General features: G+C 51.1%; 10 protein-coding genes. 4 read left to right on the forward strand and 6 right to left on the reverse strand.

From position 1 onward, the window contains the following. Positions 1–47 precede the first annotated feature (47 nt). On the forward strand, positions 48–833 hold the full coding sequence (locus IY568_RS17975; protein ID WP_194868309.1) for a tetratricopeptide repeat protein: 786 nt from the start codon (positions 48–50) through the stop codon (positions 831–833). Here the strand turns inward: IY568_RS17975 and IY568_RS17980 are convergent, their stop codons facing one another. Next, positions 834–3,476: an EAL domain-containing protein gene (locus IY568_RS17980; RefSeq protein WP_194868310.1), complete on the reverse strand. Its 2,643-nt coding sequence runs from the start codon at positions 3,474–3,476 to the stop codon at positions 834–836. A 274-nt stretch (positions 3,477–3,750) separates the two neighbouring features. Here IY568_RS17980 and ubiD point away from each other — a divergent pair, with 274 nt between their 5' ends. From ubiD to IY568_RS17995, 3 genes are all read left to right on the forward strand, one after another. Next, positions 3,751–5,223 (forward strand): 4-hydroxy-3-polyprenylbenzoate decarboxylase, encoded by a 1,473-nt coding sequence (gene ubiD, locus IY568_RS17985; protein ID WP_194868350.1) that lies wholly within the window; start codon positions 3,751–3,753, stop codon positions 5,221–5,223. A gap of 144 nt (positions 5,224–5,367) precedes the next feature. Further along, entirely contained in the window at positions 5,368–6,081 is a 714-nt protein-coding gene (gene fre, locus IY568_RS17990) for an NAD(P)H-flavin reductase (protein WP_125564131.1), read from the forward strand. 130 nt (positions 6,082–6,211) lie between these two features. Then, complete coding sequence (locus IY568_RS17995; RefSeq protein WP_194868311.1) at positions 6,212–6,622, forward strand: CBS domain-containing protein; 411 nt, start codon at positions 6,212–6,214, stop codon at positions 6,620–6,622. 26 nt (positions 6,623–6,648) lie between these two features. On the opposite strand, the gene add is transcribed toward IY568_RS17995, so the two are convergent. The 5 genes from add to IY568_RS18020 all read right to left on the reverse strand — a co-directional run bounded on the left by add (position 6,649) and on the right by IY568_RS18020 (position 12,520). Then, positions 6,649–7,644, reverse strand: a complete 996-nt coding sequence (add, locus tag IY568_RS18000; protein ID WP_194868312.1) for an adenosine deaminase — start codon at positions 7,642–7,644, stop codon at positions 6,649–6,651. A 138-nt stretch (positions 7,645–7,782) separates the two neighbouring features. Then, the gene (locus IY568_RS18005) at positions 7,783–8,886 is read right to left on the reverse strand and encodes a heme biosynthesis HemY N-terminal domain-containing protein (RefSeq protein ID WP_194868313.1); all 1,104 of its coding nucleotides are present in this window, start codon (positions 8,884–8,886) and stop codon (positions 7,783–7,785) included. Next, a complete protein-coding gene (locus tag IY568_RS18010; RefSeq protein WP_194868314.1) occupies positions 8,883–10,682 on the reverse strand; it encodes a uroporphyrinogen-III C-methyltransferase in 1,800 nt (599 codons plus the stop codon). Before IY568_RS18010 ends, IY568_RS18005 begins: the two co-directional genes overlap by 4 nt. Before the next feature lies 1 nt (position 10,683). Next, positions 10,684–11,622, reverse strand: a complete 939-nt coding sequence (hemC, locus tag IY568_RS18015; RefSeq protein WP_138538805.1) for a hydroxymethylbilane synthase — start codon at positions 11,620–11,622, stop codon at positions 10,684–10,686. Positions 11,623–11,641: 19 nt separating this feature from the next. Next, complete coding sequence (locus tag IY568_RS18020; protein ID WP_194868315.1) at positions 11,642–12,520, reverse strand: DUF2914 domain-containing protein; 879 nt, start codon at positions 12,518–12,520, stop codon at positions 11,642–11,644. Positions 12,521–12,527 lie beyond the last annotated feature (7 nt).

Consider the following 12,527-nt stretch of genomic DNA (forward strand, 5'->3'; position numbering starts at 1 on the left):
GCACCGGACTGAATTGGGCGGTGCCTCATCCCAATCAAGGAATGCCCATGGATAAACTCACCGCAGGCCTGTTTACATCCCATGACCTGATCACCCGCTTTCTCATCCGCTTCAAAAATGCGTTGCTGGTTGCGACTGTACTGAGCGTTATCGGGTACTTTTGGCTCCAGCATGCTCAGCAAACAGCGCAGTTTCAGCGGCTGTTACTCGAGCCCAAAACAGATGACCTGATTTTGGTTGATTTAGGTCGCTTTGATACGCAACGAGTCTACCAGGCCCAATATCGGATCACTCAGGTTGTGGCGACGACCGACGACATTATCACCGTCAAACAAGGGCGATATACTTATGGTCGCAAACGAGATGTAAAACGAGCAATTCAGTTAGATAACCTGATGCTGGACAATTATTTTGATGCCACGCCACTGCAATGGCCCCGCACTGAACTGGCACACTATTTTGAGCAAGGTGCGATCTACGCCATCCACCGCCCCAATGACATTTATGTCATGGGTGGGATAGTCAAGCCCAGAGTGATACCGCGCCTGCATACACCAACAGCCAAACACCGGCTCTCGCCCGACAACCAACGCGGCATAGCGCACTATCAAATGGGTGAACTGCAGCAGGCACGCGAGGCCTTTGCTCTTTCAGCGCAACAGGATGATCACTGGGGGCAGTATAATCTCGCAACCATGCTACTTGGTGGCGAAGGGGGAGAGGCAGATCCTAAGCGGGCAATCGAATTACTGCGTCAGGCCGCGACAAAAGGCAACCCCAAAGCACAAACACTGCTCAGCGAGCTGTGTCCTGGTAACAAAGCCTGTGACTAGCTAGCGCGCCACTGTTACCTGCTTAGCCTCTCCGTCAGGCTGCTCTGCATAGCGATGAATAAAAGCTTCAAATTGTGCCGCATCAGCGGGTTTCGCATGCAGGAAGCCTTGTGTGTAATCACATCCGAGCGACTGTAAAAACGCCAGCTGGGCCGGGGTTTCAACCCCCTCGGCAATCACCGTCAGGTTAAGCTGTCCGGCCATGGATACAATGGCACTCACCAGGGCTCGGTCTTCCTCGTCCTCAGGCAAGTCTCGAATAAATGCGCGATCAATTTTCAGTTTTGACAGCGGGAAACGTTTGAGATAGCTCAATGATGAATAACCCGTCCCGAAGTCATCAATAGCCAGACCAACCCCCATTGCACGCAAGGTCTCCAGCTGACGCTGAATATGGCCCGAGTTGTCCGCCAATACGGTTTCAGTGATCTCTAATGTCAGCGCATCGGCCGCTAACCCGGTTTCTTTGAGTACCTTAGCAACCAGACTGGCGATGTCCTGTCGCTTAAACTGCGTACTCGACACATTCACGGAAACAAACAAGGGCTGACCCGTTTGTGTGATCCAGGACTTCGCCTGCGCACAAGCCTGATAAAGCACCCATTCACCGATAGTGATGATCAATCCCAGCTCCTCGCAGATAGGGATAAAGTCAGCAGGCGACACCAATCCCAGCTGCGGATTGTGCCATCGCAATAAGGCTTCACAACCCAGTCGCTTTTGCCCGACAATCGGCTGGTACGCCAGGTAGAGCTCACGATTTGTCAGCGCGCGGTGTAACGCCCCTTCCAGCGCACTGCGTGCTTTTGCATGCTCATGCATCGCAGAGGTAAAGAACTGAAAACAATTACGACCATGCTCTTTTGCTTTATACATGGCGCTGTCGGCATTCCTGAGCAACACTTTGCGATCTGCGCCATCATCGGGATAGAAGGTGATCCCCATACTGCCAGACACAAACGCTTCATGGCCTTCCAGAAAAAACGGCTCACTCAACGCATGCAGTACCTTGGTCGCCAGTTTTTCCATGTCACTGATCTTCGCCATATCGGGCAACAGCAGCGCAAATTCATCACCACCTAATCGCGCAACGGTATCCGAGTTACGGGTACACTCTCGGATCCGGTTGGCCGCTTCAATCAATAATTGGTCGCCAATATGGTGTCCCAGCGTATCATTCACGGCTTTAAAGCGGTCCAGATCGATAAAGCACACCGCCAGACGAGTTTGCTTTTGTTTCGCTTGTGCCAGCGCCAAATCAAACTTAGTGTGATAATGGTGACGATTTGCCAGCCCGGTAAGATTGTCAAAGTTGGCCTGCTGCCACATCAGCTGTTCATTGCGCTTACGTGACGTAATATCATTAAACAATGCCACATACATATCGATTTCGCCCGCGGCATCAAACACCGCTGACACCTGCAACCAGCTTGGATAAACCTCACCATTTTTGCGTTTATTCCAGATCTCACCTTCCCAGTGTCCACGCGAGGTTAGCGCATCATACAACTGAGCAAAATAGGCCGCATCGTGCCGACCTGAATTGAATATCGATGGTGTGTTACCCAGTACCTCTGCAGCCGAGAAGCCAGTGATGTCGGTGAAAGCCTGATTCACCATCTGGATCTGATTGTCACGATTCGACACCAATACCCCTTCGCTGGTTGTCGAAAATACCGTGCTGGCCAGGCGTTGTTCTTTTTCGCCCGCAAGGCGCTTGCTGATGTCCTGGATCAAATAAATCGATCCAGTCTCCGTGCCCGCATTATCCAGCACTGGAGTTTTACTAATCTCAACATCGCGCCGTTTACCCGCCAGCGTAACCTGACATTCCACAGGCTCAGCACCCAGGTTATCCAGGCAGCGACAGTCCTCCATAATAAGCGCCATTGGGCGCCCCTGAATGCTGCCTAAATCTCGCCGGGCAGCCTGATTGGCCGAGGCCACCACATTACTCGAATTGGTATAGATGAGATAATCACCAATGGCATTAAAAATAGCACTGAAGCGGTTTTTCTGTAGTTCGGTGCGGCGTTTGGCGCGGCGTAAGCGCAAGGTAAATAACACCAGCACTAAAATAGAACCACCAAGAATCGCAATCACGCTGCCGAGCAAGATCAACTGCACCGTATTCGCCTCTTTCAACTCAGCAGTTTGCAGGGCGACTTGCTGCTCAAGGTTAGACTGGTAATGCCATAAGTCGCGCTCCAGACTGCGTTGTGCACTGATATCCTGGATCACCGACAACAACAGTGGCTGACCCTGTTCATTGCTAAAAGGGGCAGAATACACACTCACGGTTCTGATTTCCTGGCTGGCCAGCTGATGCTGAAAGATAAAATAATTGCGCCCTTCGCTGAGCGCAGACATTCTCTCCTGCTCAACCTGCTGGGGTGTAAACTGATTGATCTGCTGGATCTGCATGGTTTCCAGCCGGGCCTGAGAGTAGCCATAAAAGCGCGCCGCGGCCTCATTCGCCTGAACGATGTTGCCGGTTTTTGGCTCAATGAGTAACATCACCGCACTATGCTGCTCAAACGCACTCGCAGGCAAAAATGGCTGCACGGTTGAACTACTTGCAGCGGAGCAAAACAAGGCCAGAATGGCAATACATGAGCTGGCTATTATGGTTGTTATCTTCAAGCCGCCTCCAAACAAATACTGCGCAATGCAACTGACTATAACTGAAAGCCAAAAGCAAAGATATATACCCAGTTCAGACTATTGCGCCGAATCAATTATTTCCTCTGTTAGCATAATAGTCGCTAATAGAACTTTGATACACCCACAGTATGCCCTTTTTCACCTAAGTTCCCCCTGCCAGTAAACCAAACCGGCAAACCAGTCGTAAATCTCTGTTCTACATCTGGCGACTTGTTATACTAGCGCCATAAAGTCTGTGCAGCCCAAATTAATGATGAAATATAAAGATTTGAGAGAATTTATTGCTCTGCTGGAAAAGCAGGGCGAACTGGTACGGGTCAGCCAGCCCATCTCCACAAAACTGGAGATGACTGAAATTGCCGACCGTACATTACGGGCCGGTGGACCGGCTATCCTGTTTGAAAACCCCATTGGCTTTGATATGCCAGTACTGGCTAATCTATTTGGCACCCCCAAACGTGTTGCAATGGGCATGGGCCAGGATGACGTCAGTGAATTACGCGAAGTCGGTAAGCTGTTGGCATTTCTAAAAGAACCTGAACCACCTAAGGGGATCAAAGAAGCACTTGGGCAAATACCGGTCTTTAAGCAAGTACTGAATATGCCGACGAAGGAGCTCAAAAAAGCCCCATGTCAGCAAGTAGTAATGAGTGGCGATGAGGTCGATCTCACCCGCCTCCCTATCCAGCATTGCTGGCCTGGTGATGCAGCACCGCTTATCACCTGGGGGCTAACCGTCACCCGTGGACCGCATAAAAAGCGCCAGAACCTGGGCATTTACCGCCAACAGCTGATCGGAAAAAACAAGATCATTATGCGCTGGCTCTCCCACCGAGGCGGCGCACTGGATTTCCGGGAGTGGTGCCAGCAAAATCCGGGAGAACCATATCCTGTGTCTGTTGCCCTGGGTGCTGATCCTGCCACTATTCTGGGTGCCGTTACCCCGGTCCCCGACACCTTGAGCGAATACGCCTTTGCAGGCCTGTTACGCGGCAGTAAAACCGAAGTAGTCAAGTCTATTTCCAATGACCTACATGTCCCGGCCACCGCTGAAATTATCCTGGAAGGCTACATTCAGCCGGGTGAAACCGCGCCGGAAGGCCCTTATGGCGACCATACTGGCTACTACAATGAAGTAGATGATTTCCCGGTGATGACAGTGACACATATCACACACCGCGAAGATCCCATATACCACAGCACCTACACCGGCCGCCCACCCGATGAACCGGCCATCCTGGGGGTTGCGCTCAACGAAGTCTTCGTGCCGATTTTACAAAAACAATTTCCAGAAATTGTCGATTTTTATCTGCCACCAGAAGGCTGCTCGTATCGAATGGCGGTCGTCACTATGAAAAAACAATACCCAGGCCATGCCAAGCGCGTGATGCTGGGGGTGTGGTCGTTTCTGCGCCAGTTTATGTACACCAAATTTGTGATTGTGTGTGACGATGATGTCAATGCCAGAGACTGGAATGATGTGATCTGGGCAATTACCACGCGCATGGATCCAGCCAGGGATACCACTATGATAGAGAACACGCCAATTGATTACCTCGACTTCGCATCACCCGTGTCGGGCCTTGGCTCGAAAATGGGAATGGATGCCACCAACAAGTGGCCGGGTGAAACCGATCGGGAATGGGGAGAGCCCATTGTGATGGACGAGGCAACCAAACAACGCGTTGATGAAATTTGGGATAGCCTGAAAATCATTAAGACATAATGAATCCGACAGACTTTTTTCTGGTATGCGACGATAAGCTAACTGGGAATCTGTCTGTCTTGGTGTGAAAGCGGTTACAGGGTCAACCTGAGTGTGCTAAAGTGCACACACTTTCACCACCGTGCTTATTTTCTAAGGTAAAAAATGCAAGTACTCAAAGCCACAGTGGCCGAGATTTCGCCACTGACCGAATACGTCTCTAAAGTTGTCTTAACACCGGAGCAGGATGCCGAATTTGCAGCTGGCCATTACCTGCAATTAGTACTGGGTGAAAAAGACAAGCGTGCCTTCTCAATCGCCAGCAGCCCATCGAAGAAAAATGCCCTCGAGCTGCATATTGGCGCTTCAGGTGCCGACTCTTATGCGATGCAAGCATTGGATCATTTAAAAGCCGCCCACACGAACCAAACGCAAGTTGATTTGGAAGTGGGCCTGGGTGTTTCTCAGGTTCGCCCTGAACAGGCAAGACCCCTGGTATTGTTGGCAGGCGGTACAGGATTTTCGTACGTTAAATCCATGGCAGACCACCTTGCTGAAATTAACTACGATCAGCCGGTACTATTCTACTGGGGTGTTAAAGAAGAGTCTGCGCTGTATGCTAAGGCGGACATGGAAGCATGGGCAAATAGCAAAGCAAACTTTCAGTTTATTCCTGTAGTTGAACATGCATCAGAGCAATGGAAAGGCCATACCGGTTATGTCCACCAGGCGGTCATGAAAGACATCGTCTCACTTGAGCCATACAGTGTCTACATGGCAGGCCGTTTTGACATGATAGGCATAGTGCGCGACGACTTCATCAATCATGGCGCGCAACGTGAGTTCATGTTCGCAGACGCTTTTGCATTTATCAAATAATGCCCTGTGATGCGCGGTTGCCCAACCGCGCATTCAATCCATAAAATCAATCACTCTGATACAAATAATCCATTTTAAAAATTGATGATAGTTATCCATACTGGGTTTGTCACTTAACAGGAGAACCCCCATGGCTAAACAATTTATCTCAGACATCATGTCCACACAATTTCCGCTGATCACCCCTGATACTGAAATCACGCAGGCCATCGCACAGCTAGAAAAATTTGCCCTTTTTGGCGCCCCGGTCCAGGACTGTAATGGTAAACTGGTCGGCTTTATTTCCGAACAACAATTGCTTGCGCCATTGCTACAAAGTAGCTATTTCTGTGATGGTGCCACTCAGGTTGGTCAGTTGATGCGTAAGGACACTTTGTCGGTCAGCAAAACCACCACAGTGGTGGATTTAGCGACTCAGATGCAACAGGACAAGCCAAAAATCTATCCGGTTGTCGATAATGATAAGGTGATAGCGGTAGTGACCCGCAGCCAGGTGCTGAGAGCATTAAAAGAAAACTACTTAAGCTGCTCAACACACTGAGCAGCTCGGCAAAATACTAACGCGGGTTACGCATACTTTTGTAACAGCGCCTGTTTGTCTGAATCACTTAAAAATGCAATTTCAACCGCATTCTTTTGCGCCTGGAGGATATCAGAACCACTGAGCCCAGCCTGTGGTGCAGCATGCTCAAATTCATTGTCCAGCTCCACGCCTTGTACGGCAGGATCATCTGTATTGATGGTAGCCAGAATACCGTGATCTAAAAACTGTTTGAGCGGATGCGTCTCAATGCTTGCCACAGTGCTGGTTTGTAAGTTGCTGGTCAGGCAAGACTCGATGCCAATGCGATTATCACGCAGATAATCCATCAGTTTAGGATCTTCAATGGCTTTCACACCATGGCCAATCCGCGTCGCGCCCAGCTCATTGATAGCCTGCCAGATGCTGCTGGCCCCTTCGGCTTCTCCGGCATGGATTGTTGCGCCCAGGTAGGCGTCACGAACTTGTTTAAAATGATCAATGAACAAGGCACCCGGAAAGCCGATTTCATCCCCGGCCAAATCCACTGCCACTAAATCGTTTTTGAACGCCAGCAAGGCATCGAGTTCATATTGGCATTTTTCAACGCCAAAGGTACGCGACATAATACCAATCAGATTCACCTTGATATCCCGACCCCGCGTGGCCGATTTTATGCCGTCGACCACCGCCTCGACCACGCCTTGTGGATGTAAGTTATGGGTTTTAGCCATATAGTAAGGACTGAAGCGTAGCTCAGTGTAATCCATCTTCTGTGCAATGGCGTCTTCCACATTTTCAACTGCAATACGGCGACACGCATCGTAATCACCCAGCACTTTAACGCCCCAGTCCAGCTTGGCCAGAAAGGCCATCAGGTTTGGTGCATTGTCAATGACCTGAACATGTGGCCTTAACCCTTCCACGTCGTGAGCAGGCAGCGGCATATTAAACTGCTGACCAAGGTCTAAAATGGTCTCAGCACGCACGTTACCGTCTAAGTGGCGGTGTAAATCAAGTAAAGGTAGTTTGGTATTGATCATAAGGCACTCGGATTGCAGATAAAATTTTTCAGATCATACGCAGCTTAAGTGTAGTTTCAAGGACAAATATCCGCAAAGCAGAATATTCATAGCAAAAAAAACCGGTCAGGTGACCGGTGTTTTGACTGTGTCTTGGTATTATTGAGTGGCCAGCAGGTAGGCTTTATCAAATTGCCCGGTTTGGGCATAAGCGCGCTGTGCTTGCTGCTGCCACAACGTTTGCCAGGGTGACTTTGCCAGCGTGTCGAAAATCTTGGCTGCCAGTTCATACTCTCCCTCAGCATTGGCCAAACAAGCCAGACTAAATAACAACTCTGGTTGCTCCGGCTGCTTGTGTAATGCGGTCTGTATCAGTTTACGCAACTCTGGGTCTGAGCTGCCAGCATACTGCAACGCCTCAGCGAGCTGCAGGTACTGACCTTTTTTCAGATATTTTAATAAGTCACCGCGCACGGCATCAAATTGTCCCTGTCGCAAGGCTTGCTGAGTCAAAGCGCCAGCCGCCATAGGACGCAGCGCTTTGGGTAGCGCGTTAAAGGTAGCCTGCGCCGAGTTATCATCTATGGCAAACAACGCATTAAGGTGCTTTTTCCAGCGCGCTTCAGACCAGCGCAATTGTTTATGTTTTTGCTGGATCAGCGTCAACGCTTGTTCACGCTGCTCGGCCTGGATCAGCGCGTCAAGGTAACTGGCAACCACGTTGTCCGGAACTTTTTTCTCATCCATTTGTGCACCCAGTAAAGACAATGCCAGCTCACCCTGATTGGCTTGCAGCCACAACTTAGCGACCTGTCCCTGTGACTCTGGAGACATCCCCTGCAACTGCGCCAGCGCCTGTGCAGACTGTTGCTGCTGCAACGCAACCCGTGCCGCCATAGCGCGCTGCTGATCCCTCCATTGTGCTGGCAGCTCAGCAATGGCCAGAGCCTGCTGCAACTGCGCGTCATCACCATTAATGCATGCCCAGACAGCGGCTTCCAGCGCTTGTTGCTGACGCTTATTTTTGCGCCCTTTTAGCCAGCCACGGCTACGCGCGAATGTCCGCCAAAGTGCACCCAGCACGCTCAGTACCAAAGCACCCAGCAACACAGCAAAAATCACAATCACAGCAAGCGCAAACAATGAGGTCTCTATGGTGTGGTTGTTCACCGCAATCAACAGGTAGCCTTTTTCGTCAATCAACAAATGGCCTGCTGCCAGCACGCCCAGCAGCACAATGATCGAGATCAGTGTACGTGTCATTGTAACCACTCCTTCACCGCCTGTGGGGTTTGTAATTCAAGGGCTGTTTGTGCTGTAAACTCTTTTTGTTGCAGCGCTTTCAAACCTGCCTGCATCGCAACGACAGCACTGTTATCAGAGCGATAATAACGCGCTAAGGTCATGCCGGCACCTTCCAGTGCGGTGAAATACACACTCTGCTGTTGCTGCATCAGAGCGGTCTGCGCCTGACGCAGATAACTATTCAGCTGAGCGCGAATAAGCTGCTGCTCCTGAGCATCCAGCAGCGGATCAATGACCGGTTTATCATGGGTGCGAAACTTAATAAATTGATCCTGGATTTTTAACCACGAGCGCCAGGCATTGGCTTTCCAGTCACTCACCTGCTCCGTTAATTCACGCTGTTTGATTTGTGGATCTGCCGGCTTGGTCATGATCTGTAACGGTAAATCGTCAGCCTGAGTCACATAACCGTGCAAGTCCAAATACAAGGCTTCCAGCTGCGGTTTAGGCTGAGCTTTCAAGAGCGCCAGATCAGCGGCAATGGCGGTTTGCACAGTCGTTGTATTACTTTGTTCACGCACCAGTGAGTGCAAGCGTGTCAGGGTCGCGGCAGCAGCCAGATAATGGCGCTGAATATTGGCCTGAAACTCGGCGCTGCGTGTCAGGGCTGCAATTTCTGCTTTTTGAGCGCTCCCAAGCTGCTGCTTGGCTGTCTGCAAGGTCGCCTGTAATCGCTGTTCAAGCTCACGCGTTTGCGCCTGGAGTTGCTGTGCGACTGCTTGTTCGCGTTGGGCCAACTGCCCATGTAACTCAGTCAGTGCCTGTTTACTGGACGCCAGCTCGGCGTGTAATTGCTGATTATCCTGAGTCACCTGCGCCAGCGTTTGCTGATACTGAGTCAGCTGCTGTTGTCCCAGATAATAGACACCCGCAGCACCCACTCCGGAAGTCAGCGCCACCAGCAGAGCCAGGATGGCCGTTTTGCTGATTTTGCCCGACACAGCGGCGGGATTGGATGACTTGTCCGAAGACTGAGGGCTTGACTGACTTTGTTGTTGTTCTGTCATAGTTCCACCTTGGCGGGGCTGATTATCCATTATGCAGGCCAGTAACGCATCGTTATCTGCGCCTGCACTGATGGCGATTTGTTTGTCCTTTATCGCGTATTGTTCGCGAAGGTATTCTGCACTGCGTTGACTGACCAGATAAAACCGACGGCTGCTCAGCCAGTTTAATAATTCGCTTTGCTGGGTATTAAAGATGGCATCAATGGCCGCATTACTGGTGATCACTATACCGTCAATGCTTTGCCTTTGCCAGTGGTCCAACCAGATATCAGACCCTGTGGCAGCCGGGATCCGCTCATACACCACACAATGTGATACCCGGGCGCCACGCTGCTTCAGCATCTGACTGATCAACGTACGCCCTCCACGCCCTTTCACTACCACCACTCTCTTATCTTCAACCTGTTGCAGTGCGGGTAAGGCAAGTACCCCCTCAGAGTCATGCTGCTCAGGTACGATGGCGCGGCGGTCAAAACAGGCTTCTATGGCCGCTGCAGTTTTGTCACCTACAGCAAAAAACTGACAGTCGGGTGAAAAGGTAGGCTGATGCTGTGCCAGGTAATACACCGCATCCTGAGAAATGAAAATAAGCTGTTCTGCTTCCATGATAGGTGCCAGCTCAGTATCACTGACTGACAGCTTTACTAGCTCCAGCACGGGGGTACAGTCACAGCTGATCCCCTGTGCCTCGAGCTGTTCACCAAGCAACGCTCCTTTGCCTGCCGGGCGGGTGATGGCTAGTTTCACATTAGTTGTCCCGGTAAACCTCAGCCAAAATTTGGTCCGCACCTTGTGCCAGCAAAGATTCCGCCAGGCGGACTCCCAATTGCTCAGCATCAGCAACCGGCCCGCTTTGCTCGCCGCGTAAAATCTGACTGCCGTCTATGGCACCTACCAGCCCACGCAGGGTAAGTTGCTCGCCGTCGATTTCTGCATAAGCGCCAATTGGCACCTGACAGCCACCTTCCAGACGGCGGTTCATTGCACGCTCAGCCAGCACACGCATGCGTGTTTCGCTGTGCTCAAGCGGGGCAAGCCAGGCCTGAACCTGCGCATCGTCACTGCGACATTCAATACCCACGGCCCCCTGACCATTGGCAGGCAGCGAGTCTTCAACACTCACAAAACTGGCGATCCGTTCGGCCATCTCCAGTCGGATCAATCCCGCAGCCGCAAGAATAATGGCATCGAACTCACCAGCATCCAACTTCGCCAGGCGCGTGTTCACATTGCCACGTAAATCTTTGATCACCAAGTCCGGGCGCTGGGCGCGGATCTGACATTGACGACGCAGGCTTGAGGTGCCAACTACAGCACCAGCCGGAAGTTCAGACAGCGACTTGTAGCGGTTCGAAACAAATGCATCACGGGGATCTTCACGCTCACAAATGGTGTGCAGTTCCAAACCATCAGGGAAATCAACAGGGACATCTTTCATCGAGTGTACGGCAATATCCGCACGACCTTCCAGCATGGCTTGCTCCAGCTCTTTCACAAACAGCCCCTTACCGCCGATTTTTGCCAGTGGTGTGTCCAGGATCTTGTCACCTTTGGTCGACATAGGGACCAGTTCAACCGTCAGGTCGGTGTGGAACTTTTCAAGTTCAGCTTTCACATACTCGGCCTGCCATAAGGCCAGCGCACTTTTTCTTGTTGCGATGCGCAACACATTTTTTTTCGTCGTCATGCTTTACTCAGTCTGCTCACTATTGAGCGGTTGCGATAATTCTAAAGGTTTTTTGTGCCAGTAGCCGATCATCTGCGGTGATCACTTCAATACGCCATTGACCACTTTGGCTGGGCATTATGTTTTTGCTGGAGTAGGTGCGATGCCGGTAAGCACTGATAGCCAAATCAATCTCCGCCATCAATTGATCCTGATGAAACCATAAATGGCGAATGGTTTGTCCCTGCAAGCCTCGCACTTCGGTAAAGAAATACAGCTTATCCGCAAAGGCCGATTGCTCAACACTGTCTTTGAGCACATTCACCGGCTCCCGGTTCATCACTTCGGTGGTCAACACGGCACGGCTAATATGCTTAGTATCAACCTGGGCTGCCATGGCGACACTGGCAACCTGCGCGTCCTCAGCAAAACGCTTAGTCGGTGCATTGCTATTATCGTAGTCAACGGTCAAATCAGCAGTCTCCTGCTCATCAGCTACCACCGCTTCTTCATCGGTCAACTCAGGCTCATCCTGGCTCTTTACCACTGCTGCCGACACCACTAAATTCGCTGTGGATTGCGGCAATTCAGCCGCCACCGGCTCGGATACCAATGTCGCTGAGACAGGCTCAGAGGCAAGGCGCCTTTCAGGCTCACTGACAGGCTCTAAAAAGTCAGAGTCAGCAGTGTCAATGACACCGTCAGCCTGTTCCGGTTGCTGGTAGGTATTCATCGTTGTCACAGGCTGCTCATCGGCACTGACCGAATTCACGATCCCATAAAACAAAGCGGCCAGGCCAAATACTGCCGCGCTGCCAACCACACCAATGCGGCGCCAGTGGTACTGGTATGTTACGGACTTAGCCGGGGCTTCACTTGCTTTCGTTACCGCTGTTTTAATCACAATGCGTTGTGTCATGGGGGAT

It is taken from the genome of Pseudoalteromonas sp. PPB1 (assembly GCF_015356275.1).
In the GTDB taxonomy this organism is placed as follows: Bacteria; Pseudomonadota; Gammaproteobacteria; order Enterobacterales; family Alteromonadaceae; genus Pseudoalteromonas; species Pseudoalteromonas rubra_D.